Source organism: Lentzea sp. NPDC055074, from assembly GCF_053608005.1.
This window is the reverse complement of sequence record NZ_JBSGUQ010000015.1, coordinates 193824-218027: the sequence shown is the minus strand read 5'-3', so window position 1 is coordinate 218027 and position 24204 is coordinate 193824. Positions and strand designations below refer to the sequence as shown.

Genomic DNA, 24204 nt, shown 5'->3' with positions numbered 1-24204 from the left:
CCGCGTCAGACCAGCGGGGCGAAGAAGAACGTGTCGCGGCGGGCGAAGTGGCCGTCCTCGGTGAACTCGAAGAAGTCCGAGAACCTCAGGTCCACCTGGCGGCCGTCGTGCAGGACGCCGTTGAACGTCCCGTAGACCGCGACCTCCTCCGAGCTCTCGACGACCTTGTCGACGGTGTGGCGGCCCTCGCGGATCACGCGTGCGCCGCCGTAGAAGGCGCTCATCTCCTCGTGGCCGACCATCGGGGCGTAGCCGGGGCGGCGGTAGGTGGCGTCCGGGCTGAACATGTTCACCAGACCGGTGACGTCGCCTGCGTCGACGAGCTCGTAGTAGCGGTGGACGGAGGTGACGTGGCCGGTGTTCAGGGTGGCGGTCATGAGCGGGACTCCTCGCGGGACAGGTGGGCGGACAGGACGGCGCCGATGGACGCCAGGGGTTGCGGGGCGGTCAGGCCGCCGTGGGTGCTGTGCACCTGGTGGACCTCGACGTGGCCGGAGAGGTGCGGCAGCCACGAGGCCGGGGTGGGGTCGTCCGGGGACTTGCCCTGCGTGGCCTCGAAGATGTGGGCGCCCGCGGCCAGCGGTGATGGCCTGTGGCGGTTGTGGAGGTTGACGTTCGCCGCGAACACCTCGGGCAGCGCGGCCCCGCTGAAGCCCGCGAGTGGACCGGCCTGGTCGCGGATCGCCTCGTCGAACTCGGCCCGGGAGCGGACGGGCTCGTCCAGCTGGTAGCCGAGGGACAGCAGCAACGGGGTGAGCAGGTCCGGGTCGTCCGGGGAGACCGGCGGGTGTTCCTCGGTTTCGGGGTAGCCGTCCAGCAGGGCCAGGAGGCCGATGTCGGACGGGTCCAGCAGGGTCGCCATCTCGTGCGCCACGACCGCGCCGAACGACCAGCCGAGCAGGTGGTACGGCCCCTCCGGCTGGACGGTCCGGACCAGGTCCAGGTAGTCGGCGGCCATCTCGGCGAGACTCGCGGGCATCGAGGCCGGGTCGGTCAGACCGCGCGCCTGCAGCGCGTACACCGGGCGGCGCGGGTCGAGGTGGCGCAGCAGGCCGTAGTACTCCCAGCCGATGCCGGCGCCGGGATGGACGCAGAACAACGGCGCGAGGTCTCCGCCGGCGCGCAAGGCGATCAGCACGTCCAGCGGATCACCGGCGGCCTTGCTGCCGAGCCGTTCGGCCAGGGCTGCCGGGGTCGGGGCGTCGAACAGCAGGCGCAGTTCGGGACGCACGCCCAGTTCCGCCCTGATCCGGGAGACGAGTTTGGCCGCCAGCAGCGAGTGGCCGCCCAGGGCGAAGAACCCGTCGTCCGGCCCGACCGACTCGCGGCCGAGCACCTCGGCGAACAACGTGCAGAGAGTCGCTTCCAGTGCCGTCGCGGGCGGGCGGGCCTCCGCCGTCACCACCTCCGGCGCGGGCAGAGCTCGCCGGTCCAGCTTCTCGTTGGGGGTCAGTGGCAAGGCGGCCAGCACGACGAACGCCTCGGGCACCATGTACCGGGGCAGGAACTCGGCGAGCCGGCGCCGCACCGCGGCCGGGTCGATCCCGTCCGGTGCGACGAGGTACGCGATCAGCCGGTCCTCGCGGACGACCACGGCCGCCTGGGCGACCTCCGGCAGGGCGCACAACGCGGCCTCGACCTCGCCGGTCTCGATGCGCAGGCCGCGGATCTGCACCTGCTGGTCGGCGCGGCCGTGGAACGCGAGCCGCCCGTCCGGGAGCCAGCGCACCAGGTCGCCGGTCCGGTACATCCGTCCGCCGGTGGGCGAGGCCACGAACCGGGTCGCGGTCAGGCCGGGGTTGCCCAGGTAACCACGCGCGAGACCCGCGCCCGCCACGTACAGCTCGCCGACCACACCCGGCAGGACGGGCCGCAGGTGCTCGTCCAGCACCAGCGCCAGGTAGTTGTCGATCGGCGTGCCGATCGGCGGCAGGTCCGCGTCCGTGCCCGGCCGCACCAGGTCGCACGTCGAGTTGACCGTGCATTCTGTTGGGCCGTAGGTGTTGTACAGCTCGAACGGCATGCCGGCGGGCGGGCGACGGCGCAGCACGTCCCCTCCGGTGTGCATGACGCGCACCGAGGACGCGGCCAGCGCCGGTTCGTCGAGCATGGCCTCCAACCGCGGGGTGGCCAGTGACGACACCGTGATCGCGCTCTCCGCGATCCACTCGGCCAGCGCCTCGGTGTCCTCCAGCACCTGCTGCGACGGCAGGTGCAGGGCGGCGCCCGACACGAGCGTCGGCCAGATCTCCGCGACCGCCGCGTCGAAGCCCTGCGCGGACAGGTGGCTGGAGCGGTCGGACGGCACGAGCCCGAGCGCAGGCACCAGCCACGCCGTCTGGTTGGCGAGCGCGCGGTGCTCGACCACCACGCCCTTGGGACGGCCGGTGGAACCGGACGTGTAGATCACGTACGCGGCGTCGCGAGAGTCGCCCGCGACCACCGGCGCGGTGGCCGGACACTCCGGAACCTCCCCGTCCAGCAGCACCTTCGCCGCGTCGCTGGACGCGACCAGGTGCGCCAGCGCCCGTTGCGTCACCACGACCGGCGCACCCGCGTCGGCCAGCATGTAGACCAGCCGCTCCGCCGGGTAGGTGGGGTCGACCGGCAGGTAGGCCGCACCGGTCCTGAGCACGGCCAGCAACGCCACGACGCTGCTGGTGTCCCGGTCCGTGCAGACACCGACGACGGTGCCGCGGCCCGCGCCGAGTGCGATCAGGTGGTGCGCCAGCCGGTTGGCCCGCTCGTCCAGCTCGCGGTAGGTGAGCATGCCGTCGTGCGCGACGACCGCGGGCGCGTCGGGGGTGCGCGCAGCGACATCGGCGACCCGCGCGTGCACGGGCGTCTCGAGATCGTGCGCGACCGCCGTGCCGTTCCATTGGCGCAGCACGGCTTCCCGCTCGGCCGCGGTCAGCACCTCGATCCGGCTCAGCGGCGCCGACGGGTCCGTGACGAGCGTTTCGACGAGACCGACCAGCCGGGCCAGCAGCTTCTCGGCACTGGCGCGGTCCCAGAGGTCGACGGCGTACTCCAGGCACACCTGCAGCCCCGCCTCGCTCTGTCCGAAGCCCAGGGACAGGTCGAGCTTCGCGCCGCCGGTCGTGGTGCGGACGGTTCGCACGTCCAGGCCGGGCAGACCGAGCGCGTCGTCCTCGACGCCGTCCACCCCGTCCTGCAACGCGAGCGACACCTGGAACAACGGGTGCCTCGCGCTGGAACGCTCCGGGTTGACCCGCTCCACGACGCGGTCGAACGGCACGTCCTGATGCGTGTACGCGGCCAGGTCGGCCTCGCGGACCCGGCCCAGGATCGTGGTGAAGTCCGGGTCGCCGGACAGGTCGACGCGCAACGCGAGGGTGTTCACGAAGAGGCCGACCAGGTCGTCCAGGTCCTCGGGGCCGCGGCCGGCGACCACGGTGCCGAGCACGATGTCCGTGCCGGCGCCCAGTTTGGCCAGCATCGTCGCCACGGCCGCGTGCAGTGCCATGAACACCGTGGCGTTGTTCGCCCGTGCCAGTGCGACGAGCTTCTGGTGCGTGCCGGCGTCGACCTGGGCGCGGACCTCGTCACCGACGTTGCCCGGCACCACCGGACGCGGGCGGTCGACGGGCAGCCGCAGCTCGTCCGGGACCCCGTTCAGCGTCTCGGCCCAGAACTCGAGCGACCCGCCGGACAGTTCCTGCCGCAGACTGTGGTCCGGGTACTGGATCGGCAACGGCTTCCAGTCCGGTGCTGCGCCGGCGACACGAGCCCGGTACGCCTCGGCGAGGTCGCGCAACAGCACGCCGGTCGACCAACCGTCCGTGGCGATGTGGTGCAGCGCCAGCAACACCATGTGGTCACGTGCACCGATGCGCAGCACGTGGACTCGCAGCGGGATGTCGGCGGCGAGGTCGAACGGGCGCGCCACCAGCGCGGCCACGGTGGCTTCCAGCTCGGCTTCGGCGCAGTCCTCGACCTCGAACACCAGCTCGTCCGCCGGGAGCACGACCTGGTGCCACCCGGAGGCGTCCTCGGGGAACACCGTCCGCAGGGCCTCGTGCCGTTCGACGACGTCGAGCAACGCGGTCCGCAGAGCGTTCAGGTCCAGATCGCCGTGCAGCCGCATCGCGTGCGGCGCGGTGTAGGCGTGGTCGGCGACCTCCATCGCGAGCCGCACACCGAGCTGTGCCGACGACAGCGGCACCCGATCCGGCCGGTGTTCCGGGCGGGGCGCGGTGCGCACCGGTGCCGTGGAGTCCAGGTGACCGTCGAGGCCACGCGGAGTGGGGTCGCGGAACAGGACGCGGATGCCCAGCTCGACGCCGAACACCGTGCGGATCGACGCGAGCAGCCTGGCCGCGAGCAGCGAATGCCCTCCGAGGTCGAAGAACCCGTCGTCGAGACCGACCGCCTCGAGCCCCAGCACCTTGGCGAACAGCCCGCACAGGATCTCCTGACGGGGCGTGCGCGGCTGGCTGCTGCCCACGACGTACGACGGCGCGGGCAACGCGCGGCGGTCCAGCTTTCCGTTGGGCGTCAGGGGGAACGCGTCGAGCGTGACGAAGGCGGCGGGCACCATGTGCTCGGGCAGCCGCTCCACCAGGTGCTCCCGGAGGAGCCGCGGGTCGGCGTCGCCGACCACGTAGGCGACGAGCCGCTTGCCGCCGGGCCCGTCCTCGCGCGCCACCACGGCCGCGGCTGTCACGTCCGGATGCGCGGTGAGCACCGCCTCGACCTCCGCGGGCTCGACCCGGAACCCGCGGATCTTCACCTGGTCGTCGGCGCGGCCCAGGTAGGTCAGCGTGCCGTCCGCCCTGCGCCGCACCAGGTCCCCGGTCCGGTACAACCGGGCCCCGGCGGTGAACGGCGAGGCGACGAACCGTTCGGCGGTCAGTCCCGGCCGGCCGAGGTAGCCGTGCGCGAGGCCCTCCCCGCCGACGTACAACTCCCCCACGGCGCCGGTCGGCACGGGCGACAGCCGGTGGTCGAGCACCACGGCGCTCTTGCCCCGCAAGGGAGAACCGATCGGAACGACCGTGCCGTCCCAGTCCTGCGGCACGGTGAACGAGGTGGTGAAGCCCATGCTCTCGACCGGTCCGTAGCCGTTGACGACGCCGATGCCCGGCACGGCGGCCAGCACCGAGCGGACGTGCCCGGCGGAGGCGGCCTCACCGCCGGTCAACGCCCAGCGCAGGCCGGTGAAGATCTCCGGGTAGGTGTCCCAGAGGTGGTTGAACAGGCTGGCCGACGCGTCCAGCACCGTCACCCCGTACTGCTCCACGAGCCGTGCGATGACCGCGGGCTCGGGACGCTGTCCGGGATACAGCACCGATGTGCCGCCGGACAGCAAAGGACCGAACAGCTGGGTCGCGAAGGCGTCCCACGACACCGACGCGCACTGCAGCCACACCTCGCCGGGACCGAATCCCGCGTACCGCTGGCCGACGAGTGTGCCGGTCAGCGCGCGGTGCGGGGTGCCGGCGGCCTTCGCGGCACCGGTGGAGCCCGACGTGAACATGACGCACGCCAGGTCGTCGGGACCGGTCTCCGGTGCGGTGAAGGGCATCGGCCGGACGTAGTCGAGCGCGACCACGGGCACGTCCACGTCGAACGGCCGGTCGGTCAGCACGAGCCGTACGGGCAGCGACGCGACCATCGACGCCAGCCGCGCGGCCGGGAAGTCGACGTCGAGCACGAGGTAGGCCGCGCCGGCCTTCAGAACGGCCAGCAACGCGCAGGCCATCTCCACTCCGCGTCCGATGTGGACACCCACCACGTCACCACGCCGGATGCCCTGCGAGGCCAGGAAACCGGCGAGACTGTCGGAATCGGCGTCCAGCCGCGCGTAGGTGACCTCGGTGTCACCCGACACGAGGGCGACGGCCTGCGGGGTGCGCGCGGCCTGACGTGCGAACAGCTCGTGCACGGTGGCGGCGGGTTCGGGTGTCTCCGTGGTGGCGAGCACCGCGGCGCGTTCCTCCGCGGACAGCACGTCCAGGTCCCACAACGGCCGGTCGGGGTCGGCCGCGGCCTGGTCCAGCAACCGGACCAGCCGCTCCAGCAGCATCTCGGCGGTCGCGTCGTCGAAGAGGTCGGTGAGGTACTCCAGCGAGCACGCCACCCCGTCCCGTCCCTCCCGCAGCGACAGGGTGAGGTCGAACTTCGCCGAGCCCGCCCCGAAAGGCTCCACCGCGGCGCTGAGGCCGGGCAGTTCGAGGGTGTCGTCGGAGTCCGCGTCCACGAGCACCATGACCTGGAACAGCGGGTGCCTGCCCGCTGCCCGCACCGGGTTCAGCTCCTCCACCAACCGGTCGAACGGCAGGTCCTGGCGCCCATAAGCGTCCAGCGACTCCTCCCGCACCCTGGCCAGCAGCCCGCGGAACGACGGGTCGCCGGACACGTCCACCCGCAGCACCAGTGTGTTGACGAAGAAGCCGACGAGGTCTTCCAGTGCCTCCTCGCCGCGGCCGGTCACGACAGTGCCGATCGGGACGTCCTCGCCCGAGCCGCTGCGTGCCAGCAACGCGGCGAAGGCGGTCTGGGCGACCATGAACAGCGTCGCGCCGGACTCCTCCGCCAGCACGGCCAGTCCACCCGCGGTGCGGGCGTCGAGCAGCGTGGTCACGGACGCGCCCGCGGTGCCGGTGTCGCCGTCTCGCGGACGGTCGACCGGGAGCGGGATCTCCTCGGGCAGACCGGCCAGCTTCGCCCGCCAGTAAGCCAGCTGGGCGCTGAGCACGCTGCCCGGGTCGTCCGCGGAGCCGAGGACGTCCTGCTGCCACAACGTGTAGTCGGCGTACTGGACGGGCAGCGGCTCCCAGTCCGGTGCCTCGCCCTCCAGCCGCGCGGTGTAAGCGGCGGTGAGGTCGCGCAACAACGGTCCGAGCGACCAACCGTCGCTGACGATGTGGTGCATCACCAGCAGCAGCACGTGGTCCTGCGGCCCCTGCTCGAGCAGGTGGGCCCGGAACGGCGGGTCGGCGGCGAGGTCGAACGCCTCCCGTGCCGCGCGGCCCAGCACGACGGCCGGGTCGCCCGGTTCGAGCACGGCGAGGACGACCTTCGCGTCGTCCAGGACCTCCTGGTAGGGCTCGCCGTCGCGGCTCGGGAACGTGGTGCGCAGCGCCTCGTGCCGCACGACCACGTCGGTGAGGGCGAGTTCGAGGGCCTCGGCGTCGAGGACGCCGCGCAGCCGGACGGCGAGCGGGATGTTGTAGGCGGCGCCGGTTCCCTCGTGCCGATCGAGGAACCACAACCGTTGCTGGGCGAACGACAGGGGGATCACAACGTCTCCTTGGACCTCGGACGGGCCCGGAGCACGGGCCGTGGGGCGGGGCGGGCGGCGACCGGCAGATGCCCCGCCAGGCCCGCGACCGTCGGGTTCTCGAACACGGTCCGCACGCCCAGTTCCGCGCCGAAGACCGACCGCACGCGGCTGACCAGGCGCATCACCAGAATCGAATGGCCGCCCAGCGCGAAGAAGTCGTCGTCGACGGTCACCTCGGGCACGTTCAGCAGGTCGGCGAACAGACCGCAGAGCAGTTCCTCGTGCGGGGTCTGCGGCGCACGACCGGCGGCACGCTGGGCGTCGGGGACGGGCAGTGCGGCGCGGTCGAGCTTGCCGTTGGGCGTGCGCGGCACCGACTCCAGTGCGACGACCGCGGCCGGCACGAGGTAGTCGGGCAGGTGCTGCGCGGCGAACTCCCGCACGCCGTCCGCGGTGCCGACGACGTACGCGACGAGCCTCTTGTCGCCGGGGCTGTCCTCGCGGACCACGACCTCGACCTGCCGCACACCCGGATGACGGGCGAGCACCGCGCGCACCTCGCCGGGCTCCACGCGGAAGCCGCGGATCTTGACCTGGTCGTCGGCGCGGCCGAGGAAGTGCACGACGCCCTCGCGGTCCTGGCGCACCAGGTCGCCGGTGCGGTACATGCGCCCGCCGAACGGGTTCGCGACGAACCGTTGTGCCGTGGCGGCGGGCTGACCGAGGTACCCGTGCGCCAGGCCGTCGCCGGCCATGTACAGCTCCCCCGGCGTACCGGGCGGCACCGGCCGCAGCCACCGGTCGAGCACGTACACCTGCTTGCCCGCGAGCGGACGTCCGACCGGGATGCTCACGCGCTCCAGGTCCCGCGGCTCGACGGCGTGGCAGAGCGTGAAGACGGTGTTCTCCAGCGGCGAGTAGCCGTTCACGACCCGCAGGAACGGATGCCGGTCGAGCAGCGCGCGCAGGTGCGGGATCGAGGCGGGTTCGCCGCCGGTCATCACCTCGCGGACGCCGTCGAACACCTCGGGCATCTCGTCGACCAGGAAGTTGAGGAGGCTGGCCGACACGTGCAGCGTGGTGACGCCGTGCCGTGCGACCAGCCGCGCGATCTGCGCGGGCTCCGGGGTCTGACCGGGTTGCAGCACGCAGGTCGCGCCGGACAGGAGCGGACCGAAGAGCTCCAGGGCGAACGCGTCCCAGGACACCGGCGAGCACTGCAGCCAGACCGCGTCCGGCGTGAAGCCGGCGTAGTCCTGGCCGGTCAGCGTCGTGACCAGCGCGCGGTGCGACACGACGACGCCCTTGGGCGTGCCCGTGGAGCCGGAGGTGAACATGACGCACGCCGGGTTGTCCGCGCTGATCACGCGGGTGAAGTCGTCCGACGGGTGGTGGCCGCCTTCGACGTCCTCCAGCACGAACACCGGTCCGGCCTGGTCGAGCAGCGCCTGCCGGCGTTCGGCCGGGTGGTCGGGATCGAGCAGGACGTACGCGGCGCCGGCCTTCAGCACCGCGAGGATCGCGACGACGAGATCCACCCCGCGCGGCAGGCACACCGCGACCGTGTCCCCCGGGTTCGCTCCTTGCGCCACGATCCGCCGGGCGAGCCGGTTCGCGCGGGCGTGCAGCTCGGCGTACGTGACGGCCTCGCGGTCGTCGACCAACGCGATGGCGTCCGGCCGTCCGGTCATCAGTTGCGGCAGCGTGGCGTCCCGGTGCGGGTTCTCCTCGGAGGCGTTCCACTCCCCCGTGACGGTGCGCAGCTCGTCCGCACCCATGACGTCCACTGTGGACAGCGGCGCGCCGGGGTTCTCGGCCACCGCGGCGAGCAACCGGGCCAGCCGGGTCACGACCGCCTCGGCCGTCGCGCGGTCGTAGAGCTCGGTGGCGTACTCCAGTTCACCGGTCAGTCCGGCCGGTGCGCCGTCTTCGCCGAACGACTCCCGCAGGCCGAGGGTGAGGTCGAACTTCGCCGCGCCTGTCGACGCGGGCAGCGTCTCGACCTCGAGGCCCGGCAGGGTCAGCTCGCCCTCGGCGTTGTTCTGCAGCACGACCATCACCTGGAACAGCGGGTGCCTGGCCGTCGTGCGGGCCGGGTTCAGCACCTCCACCAGTCGTTCGAACGGCAGGTCTTGGTGGTCGTAGGCGGCCAGGTCGGCGTCGCGGACGCGGACGAGGAGCTCGACGAACGTGGGGTCGCCGGACAGGTCGGTCCGCAGCACGAGCGTGTTCACGAAGAACCCGACCAGGTCGTCGAGCGCCTCGTCCGATCGTCCCGCGACCGGCGTGCCGAGCGGGACGTCCGTGCCCGCGCCGAGCCGGGACAGCAGGGCGGCGAACGCGGCGCGCAGCACCATGAACGGCGTGGCACCGGCGGCCCGCGCCAGAGCCGTGAGGCCCCGGTGGACGTCCGCGCCGATGGAGAACGGCACGACGTCGCCCTGGTGGGCGGGCCGGGCGGGACGGGGCCGATCGGCCGGCAGCGTCGCCTTCTCGGGCAGGCCGGCGAGGGCCTGCCGCCAGTGCGCGAGCTGGTCGTCGACCGGTGACCGCTGCTGCCACAGGGTGTAGTCCGCGTACTGGACGGGCAGCGGCGTCCACTGTGGAGCGTCACCGCTGATCCGGGCCGTGTAGGCGGCGGCGAGGTCGGTCAGCAACGGCCGCATCGACCAGCCGTCGGCCGCGATGTGGTGCACGACGACCAGCAGCACGTGTTCGCGTTCAGCGACCTTGGTCAGCCGTACCCGCAACGGGCTCCGGGTGAGGTCGAACGGCCTGCGCGACTCCTCCTCGACGGTGCTGTGCGACTCGGCGAAGTCGACGACCGCGGGCAGGACCACCTGGCACACCACGCCGTCGCGCTGCCGGAACACCGTCCGCAACGCCTCGTGCCGCCGCACGACGTCCTCGAGCGCGGCGCGGAGTGCCGGCACGTCGACGTCGCCGGTGAGTCGCAGAGCGATCGGGACGTGGTAGGCGGCGCCGGGTTGCTGGACCTGTTCGACCGTCCACAAGCGTTGCTGTGCGGACGAGAGCGGCAGGTTCTCCGGCCGTTCGACGGGCACGATCCGGTCTCTCGCGCGGCGCCCGGTGTCGAGGCGTGCCTCCAGTGCGGCCGCGGTCGGCGCGTCGAACACCTCGCGCAGCGCGATCTCGGTGTCGAACGTGGCACGGATCCGCGCCACCAGCCGGGCGGCGAGCAGCGAGTGCCCTCCGAGTGCGAAGAAGTCGTCGTGCGGACCGACCTGCTGAGCGCCCAGCAGGTCCGCGAAGATCCCGCACAGCACTTCCTGACGGGCGGTGCGCGGAGCAGCCGTTCCCGCTGTGACGACCGGTGCGGGCAGGGCCCGGCGGTCGACCTTGCCGTTGTGCGTCAGCGGAAGCGCGTCCAGCACCACGACGACCGCGGGCACCATGAACGCCGGGAGCAGCGCGCCGACGTGCTCGCGGGCCTCCTCCGACGTGATCGGACCCACGACGTAGCCGACGAGGCGTTTACCGGTCGCCGGGTCGTCGTGCACGACCACGACGGCGTGCGAGATGCGGTCGTGGCGGGTCAGCGCCACCTCGATCTCCGCCGGCTCGACCCGGAAGCCCCGGATCTTCACCTGGTGGTCCGCGCGGCCGAGGAACTCGATCACCCCGTCCGCACGCCACCGGCCCAGGTCACCGGTCCGGTAGAGGCGGCCGCCGGCGCAGGCGACGAACCGTTCCGCCGTCGCGCCCGGCCGGTTCAGGTAGCCCAGCGCGAGGCCGTCACCGCCGACGTAGATCTCCCCCGCGACGCCGGGCGGCACCGGGGTGAGGTCGCCGTCGAGCAGGTGCACGGTGGTGTGGGCGATCGGCGATCCGATCGGCACCGGGCCGTCGACCTCGGTGATCTGGTGCGTGGTCGCGAAGACCATGCTCTCCACCGGCCCGTAGCCGTTGACCAGCCGGACGTCCGGGTACTCGCGCAGCACGCGGGCGACGTGGGCGCCGGACGCGGCGTCACCACCGGTGACCACCTCGTCGACCTGCCCGAAGACCTCGGGATGAGTGTCGACGAGCGCGGCGAACAGACCCGCGGAAAGCCACAACCTGGTGACGCCGTGGCGTTCCACCTGGTCGGCGACCAACGCCGGGTCGGGCACCTGGCCGGGGGCGAGCACGCAGGTGGTGCCGTGCAGCAGGGGCTGCCACAGCTCCAGCGCGGCCGCGTCCCAGGCCACGGGTGCCGCCTGCAGCCAGACGCCGCCCGTGCTGGCGAACCGCTGGCCGAAGAACATCCGCACTGCCGCGCGGTGCGTCGTGACGACCCCCTTCGGCACGCCCGACGAGCCGGACGTGAACATCACGCACGCCACGTCGTCACCGCCGACCGGGAACCCGGGCAGGGCCGGGGACTCACCCGCGACGTCGTCCACCCGCACGACGTCCAGGTGTCCGGGCAGCAGGCCGGCGACGGACGGGTGGCTGACCACGAGGTCCAGCCCCGCCTCGTCGACGACGCGCTGGACCGGGTGCGCCGGGTCGAGCGGCACGTACGCCGCGCCGGTCTTGAGCACTCCCAGCAGCGCCACCACGAACGCCGGTGACCGTTCGACCAGCACGCCGACCAGGTCGCCGCGGCCGACGCCGTGTTCGAGGACCTTGTGCGCCACCTGGTTCGCCCAGGCGTCGACCTCGGCGAACGTCAGCCGTTCGTCGCCGGAGACCAGCGCGACCTCGTCCGGACGGGCCTGCGCCTGCTCCTCGAACAGGTCCGCGAGCGACCGGTCGCGCGGGTAGTCGGCGGTCGTGTCGTTCCACCGGGCGAGTCGCGCGTGTTCGTCGGCGGAGAGCACGTCCACTTGGGACAGACGTGCCTCCGGCTCGATCGCGGCGGCGACGCGTTCGAAGCGTGCGATCAGCGACTGCGCCGTCGCGGGGTCGAACAGGTCCGCCGCGTACTCCAGCGTGCCGGTGATCCCCGCCGGGCCGTTCTCGTTGGCCGTCTCGGTCAGCATCAGCGCGAGGTCGAACTTGGCCGCGGTCACCTCGATCGCGACCGGTTCGCCGTCCAGTCCGGTGCCGGGCACGGCGGGCTGGACCGTCACGAACACCTGGAACAGCGGGTGCCGTGCGGGTGAGCGGACCGGGTTCAGCTCCTCGACGACCTGGTCGAACGGCAGGTCCTGGTTGGCGTAGGCGGCCAGGTCGGTCTCCCGGACGCGTCCCACGAGCTCGCGGAACGTCGGGTCGCCTGCCAGGTCGGTGCGCAGCACCAGCGTGTTGACGAAGAACCCGACCAGGTCGTCCAGTGCCTCGTCGGTGCGGCCTGCGACGGCCGTGCCCAGCGGGACGTCCGTGCCCGCGCCCAGCCTCGACAGCATCAGCGCGAGTGCGGCCTGCACGACCATGAACAGCGTCGCGTCGCACTCCCGTGCGATCACCAGCAGCCTGCGGTGTGCCTCGGCGTCGAGCGACACGGCGAGCTGCTCACCGCGGTGGCTCGGGGTCTCCGGGCGCGGCCGGTCCGCGGGCAGCGCGATCTCCTCCGGCAGACCGGCCAGTGCCGTCCGCCAGTGCTCGGCCTGAGCGCTCGTGTCGAGTTCCCGCTGCCACAGCGCGTAGTCCGCGTACTGGACCTCCAACGGCGGCAGGTCCGGCTCGGTGCCGAGGCTGCGGGCGGCGTAGGCGGCGCCGAGGTCGCGCAGCAGCGGTCCCCACGACCAGCCGTCCGTGACGATGTGGTGCATCACGACGAGCAGGACGTTGTCCTCTTCGGACAGCCGGACCAGAGTGGCCCGCAACGGGAGGTCTGCCGCGAGGTCGAACGGCCGCGCGGACTCGGCGGCCAGCAGGGCGTCCAGTCCGGCCTCCTGGCACCGGACCCTCTCCAGCGCCACCTCGGCGTGGGGCAGGACGACCTGCTCGGGCACGCCGTCGCGGTCCGGGAACACCGTGCGCAGCACCTCGTGCCGGGCGACGACGTCACCGAGTGCCGCCTGCAGTGCCGCGGCGTCGAGCGGTCCGCGCAGCCGTTGCGCCATCGGCACGTGGTAGGTCGTTCCCGGGCCCTGCAGGCGGTTCAGGAACCAGAGCCGGCGTTGGGCCGCGGACAACGGGAGGTGCTCGGGGCGTTCCCTGGCGCGCACGGAAGGCCTGGCCGCGGCGAGGGAGTCGACGCGGGCGTCCAGTCCGCGCACGGTCGGCGTGCGGAAGACCTCGCGCATCGCCAGTTCCACACCCAGCACCGCGCGCACCCGGCTGACCAGCCTGGCCGCCAGCAGCGAGTGGCCGCCCAGGGCGAAGAAGTCGTCGTCCGGCGCCACCTCCGGCAGGTCCAGCAGGCCCGCGAAGATGCCGCAGAGGATCTGCTGGCGCGGTGTCCTCGCCGTCTGTCCGGTGGTGGTGACCTCGGGAACGGGCAGGGCGGCGCGGTCGAGCTTGCCGTTGGCGGTGCGGGGAAGTTCGTCGAGCACCACGAACGCCGACGGCACGAGGTGGTCGGGCAGCCTGGTCGTGGCGAACCCGCGCAGCGCGGCCGGATCCGCCGCGCCGACGACGTAGGCGACCAGCCGTGGCCCGTCGAGCACCACGACCTCGGCCTGCCGGACGTCCGGGTGCGCGGTCAGCACCGCTGCCACCTCGCCCGGCTCGACGCGGAAGCCGCGGATCTTCACCTGGTCGTCCGCGCGGCCCAGGAACTCGACCGTGCCCTCGGCGTCCTGGCGCACCAGGTCGCCGGTCCGGTACATCCGCCCGCCGAACGGGCTGGCGACGAACCGTTCCGCGGTGGCCGTGGCCTGACCGAGGTAGCCGTGTGCCAGGCCGATGCCGGCCATGTACAGCTCGCCGGGAGTGCCGGGCGGCACGAGTTGGAGGTGTTCGTCGAGCACGTGGACCTGTTTGCCCGCGAGCGGGCGGCCGACCGGGATGCTGCGGCGTGCCGAGTCCTCGGGCCGGATCCGGTGGGAGAGGGTGAAGATCGTGTTCTCGAGCGGCGAGTAGCCGTTGACCAGCCGGACGTCCGGGTGGCGTTCGAGCAGTGTCCGCACGTGGGCCTTCGACGCGGCCTCGCCGCCGGTCATGACCTGCCGGACGCCGTGGAGCGCGGCCGGGTACTCGTCCAGCACGAAGTTGAGCAGGCTCGCGGATAGGTGCACGGTCGTGATGCCGTGCTCGGCGATCAGCTCGACGATCCGCGCGGGCTCGGGCGACTGTCCGGGTTGCAGCACGCAGGCCGCGCCCGAGAGCAGAGCGCCGAACAGCTCGAGCGCGAACGCGTCCCACGAGACCGGCGCGCACTGCAGCCACACCTCGTCCGCACCGAACTCGACGTAGTCCTGGCCGGTCAGGGTGGCGACGACCGCGCGGTGCGAGGTCAGCACGCCCTTGGGCCTGCCGGTCGAGCCCGACGTGAACATCACGCACATCGCGTCGTCCGGGCTCACCGGGCGGTGGAAGGGTTCCGCGCTCAGTTCCGGGAGGGCACTGATGTCGGCCAGTCGTCCGGGAAGACCCGACGGGCCGTTGACCACTGTCGCGGCAGGACCCGCCTGCTCGACCAGCGCGGCCAGCCGTTCCACCGGGTGGTCGGGGTCGAGCAGGACGTAGGCGGCGCCGAGCTTGAGCACCGCGAGCACGGCCGCGACCAGTTCGGGGCCCCTGGGCAGGCAGATCGCGACGAGGGCGCCCCGGTCGGCGTCGACGTACCGCGCGAGCCGGTTCGCCCGGGCGTCCAGCTCGGCGTAGGTGGTGCGGCCGCTCTCGTGGATCAACGCGGTCGCGTCCGGAGTCCTGCGGGCGTGCACCGCGAAGATCTCGTGCAGGCAGTCGCCGGCCTCGGGCTCGCCCGTGTCGTTCCACTCCACGGCGATCGTGTGCCGTTCGGCCGGGGTCAGCAGGTCCACTTCGGACACTCGCGCGTCCGGGTTCTCCGTCACGGCGGTGAGGAACCGCACGTACCGGTCGAGGAGGGCGGTGGCCGTGCGGGCGGTGAACAGGTCGGTCGCGTACTCCAGGTGGCAGGTCATGCCGTCACCGGTGTCGTGCAGCGTCAGGGTGAGGTCGAACTTGGCCGTGTGCCGGTCGACGTCGAAGAGCTCGGTCTCGCAGCCGGGGAACGCGGCGTCGGCCTCGGCGTTGTTCTGCAGCACGACCATCACCTGGAACAGCGGGTGCCGGGCCAGGGTGCGCGTGGGGTTCAGCTCCTCGACGACGCGGTCGAAGGGCACGTCGGCGTTCGCGTAGCCGGCCAGGCCGGTCTCCCGCACCCGGTCCAGCAGCTCGCGGAACGTCGGGTCGCCGGAGACGTCGTTGCGCAGCACCACGGTGTTGACGAAGAGTCCGACGAGGTCGTCCAGCGCCTCGTCGCCCCGTCCGGCGACCGGGACGCCCACCGGGACGTCCGTGCCCGCGCCGAGCCGGGACAGCAACGCGGCGAACGCGGCCTGCACGACCATCGCCTGCGTCGCCTGGCCGGACCGGGCGAGCCCGGCGACATCGGCGTCGACGTGAGCGGTCACCAGGCCGCCCTCGTGACTGGGCGTCGCGGGACGCAGGTGGTCGGCGGCCGGGCTCGCCTCGTCGGGCAGGCCCTCCAGCGCCGTGCGCCAGTGGCCAAGCTGCTCGGTGAAGTCCTGGTCGTGCTGCCACAGCACGTGGTCGGCGTAGTCGACCGGCAGCGCTTTCCACTGCGGTGCAACGCCTTCAAGCCGTGCGGTGTACGCCGTGGACAGGTCGCGCAGAAGCGGTGCGACCGACCAGCCGTCGGCGGCGATGTGGTGCAGGACCAGCAACAGCACGTACCGGCCGGGTTCCTCCTCGGCGAGATACGCCCGCAGCGGCAGTTCGGTGCGCACGTCGAACGGCCGGGTCGCGGCCTCTTCGAGGTGCGCGGGGTCCAGCGGGACCAGGTCGACGTCCGCGGACAGCGCGACCTGGTACGGCTCGCCCTCGTGCGCGGGGAAGATCGTCCGCAGCGGCTCGTGGCGTTCGACGAGGTCCACCAACGCGACGCGCAGCGCGTCCCGGTCGAGGGACCCGTTGAGGCGCAGGGCGATGGGGACGTTGTAGGCGGCGCTCGGGCCGTGCACGTCCTCGAGCAGCCACAGCCTGCGCTGCGCGTGGGACAGCGGCATGCGTGCCGGGCGCGGCCTGCGTTCCACGGTCCGCCGCGCGTGGCCGAGCGAGTCGAGCAACGCGTCCAGCGCTGCCGGCGTCGGCCTGTCGAACACGTCCCGCAGGGCCATCTCGACGCCGAACGCGGTGCGCGCCTTGGCGACCAGCCGTGCCGCGAGCAGCGAATGGCCGCCCAATGCGAAGAAGTCGTCGTCGAGCGACACCTCGCCGGCCCCGAGGAGGTCCGCGAAGATCCCGCAGAGCACCTCCTGCCGCGCGGTCCGCGGTGCCCGTCCCCTGGTCTGGACGCGGTCGGGCTCGGGCAACGCGCGGCGGTCGAGCTTTCCGTTGGGGGTCAGGGGGAACGCGTCGAGCACCACCACGGCGGCCGGCACCATGTAGTCGGGCAGCCGTTCGGCCAGGTACTCCCGCAGCCCGTCTGCTTTGCCGACGACGTAGGCGACCAGCCGCTTTCCGGTGCTCCCGTCCGCCCGCACCTCGACCGCGGCCCGTTCGACGTCCGGGTGCCCCAGCAGCGCGGCCTCGACCTCGCCGGGCTCGACCCGGTAGCCGCGGATCTTGACCTGGTCGTCCGCGCGGCCCAGGAACTCGACGGTCCCGTCCGGCCGCCACCGTCCCACGTCACCCGTGCGGTACATCCGCCCGTCCGCCCGTGCCACGAACCGCTCGGCCGTGGTGCCGGGCCGGTTCAGGTAGCCGTGCGCGAGCCCGTCGCCCGCGAGGTAGATCTCCGCCGCCACACCGGGTGGCACGGGGTTGAGGTCGCCGTCGAGCAGGTGCACGGTGGTGTTCGCGATCGGCCCGCCGACCGGCACCGGCCCGTCGACCTCGGTGATCTGGTGCGTGGTCGCGAAGACCATGCTCTCCACCGGGCCGTAGCCGTGGACCAGTCGTACGGCGGGGAACTCCCGCACGACCCTGGCGAGGTGCGCGACCGAGGGGCTCTCACCGCCGGTCATCACCTCACGCACCACGTCGAACACCTCGGGGTGCGTGTCCAGCACGGCCGCGAACAGCCCTGCCGACATCCACAACGTGGTGACGTCGTGCCGCGCCACGAGCCGTGCGATCACCGCGGGGTCGGGTACCTGGCCGGAGGCGAGCACGCACGTGCCGCCGTGCAGCAGTGGTGGCCACAGTTCGAGGGTCAGGCCGTCCCAGGAGACCGGGGCGGACTGCAGCCAGACGCCGTCGAAGTGCACGTAGGACTGGCCGAAGAAGGTCCGGACCGTGGCGCGGTGCGAGGACATCGCGCCCTTGGGCACGCCGGAGGAGCCGGACGTGAACAGCACGCACGCCACGTCGTCCGCGGTGATCGCCACGGACGGACGGGTCGTGGGCTCGTCGCCGGGGCCCGCCGGCACGGGACGCCAGGTGGTGGATGCGGCCGCCTCATCCCCCGGTCCCGCCAGCGCCGCCACCCCGGCCGCGCGGCCGGGATCATCGGTCACCACCAGTCCCAGCCGTGCCTGCCCTGCCACCGAGGCGATCCGGTCGTCCGGGTGCCCGGGGTCGAGCGGCACGTACGCCGCCCCCGCCTTCACCACCCCGAGCAGCGCGGCCACGAAGTCCGGCGACCGCCGCACCAGCACGCCCACCAGGTCCCCACGCGAGACCCCGCGGGCGATCAGCCGGTGCGCGACCTGGTTCGCCGCCGCGTCCAGCTCGGCGGCCGACACCTCCAGATCACCGAAGACGAGCGCCACGGACTCCGGATCGGTGTCCACCCGCTCCTCGAACAGCTCCACGAGCGTCCGGTCACGCGGGTAGGCGACGTCGGTGGCGTTCCACTCCGCCAGCGCGGCCCGTTCCTCGGGGAGCAGCACACCGACCTTGGACAGCGGCACGTCGGGCTGCTCCGACCACGTGGCCAGCAGCGCCGTGAACCGGCGCGCCAGCAGGGTCGCCGACGGCTCGTCCCACAGGTCCAGCGCGTAGGTGAGCCAGCCGCGCACGCCGTCGGCGGTCTCGGCCAGGTCGACGGTGAGGTCGAACTTGGCCGGGTGCAGCTCGACCGAACCGGTCTCCACGGTCAGGCCGGCGAACTCCGGCGCGTCCTCCGGGGCGTTCTGGAGCACGAGCATCGTCTGGAACAGCGGGTGCCGCGACCGCGAACGTTCCGGGTTGAGCTCCTCCACCAGCCGTTCGAACGGCAGGTCCTGGTGGGCGTAGGCGGCGAGGTCCGTCGCGCGGATCCGGCCGACGAGCTCCCGCAACGTCGGGTCGCCGGAGACGTCGGTGCGCAGGACCAGCGTGTTGACGAAGAACCCGACCAGGTCGTCGAGCGCCTCGTCGGTGCGGCCGGCCACCGCCGTGCCGAGAGGGATGTCCGTGCCGGCGCCGAGTCGTGAGAGCAGTGCCGTCACACCGGCCTGCAGCAACATGAACAGGGTCGAGCCGGTGTCCGCGGCCAGGGCCGAGAGCCTGCCGTGCACCGCGGCGTCGAGCGAGACCTCGACCGCCGCGCCGCGATGGGTCGCCGCGGCCGGACGGGGGTGGTCGGTGGGCAGTTCGAGCTGCTCGGGCAGGCCGGCGAGGGTGTCACGCCAGTACGCCAGCTGACCGGCCATCTCGCTGTCCGGGTCGTCGGCCGAGCCGAGCACCTCCTGCTGCCACACCGTGTAGTCCGCGTACTGGACGGGCAGCGGCTCCCAGTCCGGTGCCTCCCCGGCGAGCCGTGCGGCGTAGGCGGCGGAGAGGTCACGGGTGAGCGGCCCCCACGACCAGCCGTCCGTGGCGATGTGGTGCATCACGAAGAGCAGCACGTGGTCCTGTTCGGACACTCGGTACAGCGTGGCGCGCCACGGGTGTTCGGCCGCGAGGTCGAAGTCGTGCGCCGACGCCTCGGTCATCGCGTGCCAGGGATCCTCGGACGCGACCTTCTCGAGCGCCGGGACGGTGTCGAGCACCCGCTGGTGCGGTTCGCCGTCGACGTCCGGGAACACCGTGCGCAGCGTTTCGTGGCGGCCGGCCACGTCGGCCAGCGCGGACTCCAGCGCGTTCACGTCGAGCGTTCCCCGGAACCGCAGGGTGCAGGTGGCGTTGTAGAGCGCGCCTGCCGGGTCGAGGCGGTGCAGCAGCCACAGCCGGCGCTGGGCGAAGGACAGGGGGCTCACAACGTCTCCTTTTGCCGGGCCCGCGCCCGCAGAGCGGGTCTGGCCTTCTTCGCGAGTACGAGTCGGTCGGCCAGATCGGCCACGGTCGGTCCGTCGAACACGGTGGCGACGGACAGTTCGGCGTGCAGTTCCCGGCGGATCCGGCCGAGCAGCCGCATCACCAGCAGCGAGTGGCCGCCGAGCCGGAAGAAGTCGTCGTCGATGGACACCGACGCGACACCGAGGACTTCGGCGAACAGCGAGCACAACGCGCGTTCGTTCGCGGTGCGCGGGGCTCGGCCCTCCACGACCACCGCGTCGGGTGCCGGGAGCGCCCGCCGGTCGAGCTTGCCGGTGTCGGTGCGGGGCAGGGCGTCCAGCACGACGAACGCCGACGGCACCAGGTGCTCGGGCAGCCGCGCCCGTGCGTGGTCCCGCAGCCCTTGCGCACCACCGACGACGTAGGCGACGAGCCGCTTGTCGCCCGGCTTGTCCTCGCGGACCACGACCTCGACCTGCCGCACGTCCGGGTGGCGGGCCAGCACCGCGCGCACCTCGCCGGGCTCCACGCGGAAGCCGCGGATCTTCACCTGGTCGTCCGCGCGGCCCAGGAACTCGACGGTCCCGTCCGCGTCCTGCCGCGCCAGGTCGCCCGTGCGGTACATCCGCCCGCCGGACGGGCCGGCAACGAACCGTTCGGCGGTGGCGGCGGACTGCCCGAGGTAGCCGTGCGCGAGCCCGTCGCCCGCCATGTACAGCTCACCGGGTGTGCCCGGCGGGACCGGCCGCAGCCACCTGTCCAGCACGTGGACCTGTTTGCCCGCCAGAACCCGGCCGACCGGGACGCTGCGGCGCTCGGTGTCCTCCAGCGCGATGCGGTGGCAGAGGGTGAAGATGGTGTTCTCGACGGGTGAGTAGCCGTTGACGAGCCGGAGGTCCGGGTGGCGTTGCAGGGCCGTCCGCACGTGCGCCTTGGACGCCGCTTCGCCGCCGGTCATCAGCTGCCGCACGCCTTTGAACGCGTCCGGGTGCTCGTCCAGGATGTAGTTCAGCAGGCTCGCGGACACGTGCACGGTCGTGATGCCGTGCTCGGCGATCACGTCCGCGATCCGTTCGGGTTCCGGCGACTGGCCGGGTTGCAGCACGCACGTCGCGCCCGAGAGCAGTGCGCCGAACAGTTCGAGCGCGAAGGCGTCCCACGACACCGGCGAGCACTGCAGCCACACCTCGTCCGCGCCGAACTCGACGTAGTCCTGGCCGGTCAGGGTGCTCGTCAACGCGCCGTGCGAGGTCAGCACGCCCTTGGGCCTGCCGGTGGAGCCGGAGGTGAACATGACGCACGCCGAGTCCGCCGGGGTCACCGGGACGTCGGGCGGGGTGTCCGCGGTGCCGTCGGGCACGGTCGTGATGACGGTGCGGACGCCGGCGAGCGCGGTGACGGCGTCCAGGCGGGCGGCGGGGAAGGCGACGTCGAGGACCGTGTACGCGGCACCGGCCTTGAGCACCGCCAGGATCGCGACGACGAGCGGGATGCCGCGTTCCAGCCGCACACCGACGACGTCGCCGCGGCGGACGCCTTCGGCGACCAGGTGGTGCGCCAGTAGGTTCGCTCGCCGGTCGAGCCCGCCGTAGTCCACTGTGGAGGCTTGGTGGATCAGCGCGGTCGCGTGCGGGGTCGCCGCGGCGATCCGCTCGATCAGGCCGTGCAGGGTGGCGGGCTCTCGCGTGGCCTCGGTCTGGACGACCGCGCCTTCTCCGGGCAGGAGCAGATCCACGTCCGTTATCGGCGTGTCCGGTGCTTGGGCGACCGCCTCCAGGAAGCGGGCCATCCGGGCGGCCAGCGCGCGGGCCGTCGCGGCGTCGAACAGGTCGGTGGCGTACTTGAGCGTGCCCCGCAGCCCGGCGCCCTCGGCGAAGTCGAACACCAGGTCGGCCTTCGCCGCCGGCACCTCGATCGGGACGTCCGCACAGGACAGTCCGGGGAACTCCGGGGCGGTCGCGGGCGGCTGGAGCACGAGCAACGTCTGGACCAGCGGGTGCAGGCCCTGCGAGCGGGCGGGTTGGAGCTCCTCCACCAGCCGGTCGAACGGCAGCTCGCTGTGGAAGTGCGCGGCGCCGTCCTGTTCCCGCACCCTGGCCAGCAGCTCCCGGAACGTGGGCCGCCCGGACACGTCGGTGCGCAGCACGACGGTGTTGACGAAGCACCCGACGAGGTCGGCCAGCGACTCGTCCTCGCGGCCGGCGACGATCCCGCCGACCGGCACGTCCTCCCCCGCGCCGAGCCGCGAGTACAGCCCGGCGAGCGCGGCGCGGAGCACCATGAACAGCGTCGCCCGCGACTCCCGGGCCAGCGCGACCAGCGCACCGTGCGCGTCCACCTCGAAGTCGACCGCGCCGGCCTCCCGGACCCCGGCGGACCGGACGGACCGGTCCGCGGGCAGCGCGATCTCCTCGGGCATGCCCGCGAGCTCGGCAGTCCAGAACGCCAGCGACTCGCCCTGGGAGGCCAGCAGGTCGCGGTGCCAGCTCGTGAAGTCCAGGTACCGCACCGGCAACGGGTCCCAGTCCGGCGCTCGGCCTTCGAGCCGTGCCGTGTAGGCCCGGGCCAGGTCGCGCCACAACGGCGTGATCGACCACCCGTCCACCGCGATGTGGTGCACGACCAGCACCAGCAGGTGCTCGTCGCCCTCCGCTCGCAGAGCCGCCCTGATCGGGATCTCCGTCTCGAGGTCGAACGGCCGCGCCACGTCATCCACTGTGGACAGTTCCAGCGTCGGCGCGTCGAGAACCCGTTGGTACGGCTCGTCGTCGAACACCGGGAAGATCGTGCGCAACGGCTCGTGCCGCGCCACGACGTCAGCGAGCGCCTCGGTGAGCGCCGGAACGTCCAACGGCCCGCGCAGACGCAGCGCGCACGGCACGTTGTAGGCGGGCCCGCGCTCCGACTGCTGCACGAACCACATCCGCCGCTGGGCCGCCGAGAGCGCGGGCCGCGCGGGGTGCTCGACCGGAACCGGACCGGTCCGCGCGGCCCCGGCCTTCGCCATCACCTCGGCCAGCAGGGCGGGCGTGGACGCCTCGAACACCGCGGGCGCCGGCACCTCGATCCCGGCCACCGCCCGCAGCCTGCCGACCAGCCGGGCGGCGGCGAGTGAATGCCCGCCCAGCGCGAAGAAGTCGTCGTCCACCCCGATCGGCTCGACGCCCAGCACCTCGGCGAACAACGAGCAGACCGTCTCCTCCGCCGCCGTGCGCGGCGGCCCACCGGCGGGAACGCGCTCGCGAACCGGCACCGGCAGGGCACGCCGGTCGAGCTTCCCGTTGGGCGTCAACGGCAACGCGTCGAGGAACACCACGTCCGAAGGCACCATGTAGCCGGGAAGGACCGACGCGCAGTGCTCCCGCACCTCGGCCTCGCCGGGTACCGGCCCGTCCGCCACCGCGTACGCCACCAGAGTCTTCTCACCGGCGGGAGTGGTCAGCACGGTCACCGCCGCCTGCGCGACCCGAGGATGCGCCGCGACGACCCCGGCCACCTCGGCGGGTTCGATCCGGAAGCCGCGGATCTTCACCTGGTCGTCGGTCCGCCCGGCGAAGTCGATGTCGCCGTCCGGCCGCACCCGCCCCAGGTCACCGGTGCGGTACATGCGCGCACCCGCCGCCCCGAACGGATCGGCGACGAACCGCACCGAGCTCTCCCCCGGCCGGCCGAGGTAACCCCGGGCGAGCTGGACACCGGTCAGGTACAGCTCGCCGACCTCACCCGCGGGCACCGGCCGCAGCTCCGCGTCCAGCACCCGGATCCCGGCGCCGGGCGTCGCCTGCCCGATCGGCATGAGTCCGCTGCCGTCGACCGCCCGGCACGGCAGGCACGTGACGCCGACGGACACCTCGGTGGGCCCGTACTCGTTGTACAGCACCACGTCCAGGCTCTCACGGAACCGGTCGGCGACCGCGATGGGCAGTCCCTCGCCCTCGGACGCCACCAGCCGCAACGGCCCCTCGACCCCGTCCCGCAGGTACTCGTCCAGGAACAGCGGGATCATCGACGCGACGAACCGGATCATGGTGATCCGCTCGGCCCGCACCGTCCTCGCGAGGTACGCGGGGTCCCGATGGCCGCCGGGGCGGGCCATGACGAGCGTCGCCCCGGCGGCCAGGGTCAGGAAGACCTCGATGACGGACGGGTCGAAGCCCGACGGCGTCTTCTGCAGCACCCGGTCGCCCGGCGCCAGGCGGTAGTGCGCCTGGACGTCGGCCATCCGCCGGAGGATGCCGCGGTGGGTGATCACCACGCCCTTGGGCTTGTTGGTGGTGCCGGAGGTGAACATGACGTACGCGGACTGGTCGGGCAGCGGCGGAGCCGGAGACTCGCCGCCTTCCCCTGCCGATGACCACTCCGCCACCTCACCCGGTCCGAGCGTGAGCGCCGGCCGGGCCACCTGCACCACGTGCGCGGTCCGCTCCGCCGGGTAGTCCGGGTCCAGCGGCAGGTACGCCGCCCCCGCCCGGACGATCCCCAGCAGGGCGACGACCAGCTCGGCCGACCGCGGCACCGCGACCGCCACCACGTCCTCCGGGCCGACGCCCCGGGACCTGAGCGCAACGGCCAAGCGGGAGGCACGGGCGGAGAGTTCGGCGTACGTCAGGACCACGCCGTCGCACTCGACGGCGGGTGCGTCCGGTGCCGAGCGCACGGCTCGGTCGACCGCGGACGGCAGGTTCTTCAGATCGGCGAGCACGGCGGCACCC

General features: G+C 72.9%; 4 protein-coding genes. All 4 read right to left on the bottom strand.

The window, feature by feature from the left end; all coding sequences use genetic code 11:
* Positions 1–5 precede the first annotated feature (5 nt).
* The 4 genes from ACWF7A_RS30325 to ACWF7A_RS30310 are packed head-to-tail and all read right to left on the bottom strand — an operon-like array spanning position 6 to position 24194.
* Positions 6–377 (bottom strand): nuclear transport factor 2 family protein, encoded by a 372-nt coding sequence (locus ACWF7A_RS30325; RefSeq protein WP_452253911.1) that lies wholly within the window; start codon positions 375–377, stop codon positions 6–8.
* Positions 374–7267: an amino acid adenylation domain-containing protein gene (locus tag ACWF7A_RS30320; RefSeq protein ID WP_452253910.1), complete on the bottom strand. Its 6894-nt coding sequence runs from the start codon at positions 7265–7267 to the stop codon at positions 374–376. Before ACWF7A_RS30320 ends, ACWF7A_RS30325 begins: the two co-directional genes overlap by 4 nt.
* A complete protein-coding gene (locus tag ACWF7A_RS30315; protein ID WP_452253909.1) occupies positions 7264–19473 on the bottom strand; it encodes an amino acid adenylation domain-containing protein in 12210 nt (4069 codons plus the stop codon). The genes ACWF7A_RS30320 and ACWF7A_RS30315 overlap by 4 nt, the downstream gene beginning before the upstream one ends.
* Positions 19470–24194 carry an amino acid adenylation domain-containing protein gene (locus tag ACWF7A_RS30310; RefSeq protein ID WP_452253908.1) on the bottom strand — a complete coding sequence of 1575 codons (4725 nt, stop codon included), beginning with the start codon at positions 24192–24194 and terminating at the stop codon, positions 19470–19472. The genes ACWF7A_RS30315 and ACWF7A_RS30310 overlap by 4 nt, the downstream gene beginning before the upstream one ends.
* Positions 24195–24204 lie beyond the last annotated feature (10 nt).

Coding starts and splice junctions, on each gene's coding strand:
- ACWF7A_RS30325 (WP_452253911.1), bottom strand. CDS start 377: ATGACCGCCACCCTGAACACCGGCCACGTCACCTCCGTCCACCGCTAC.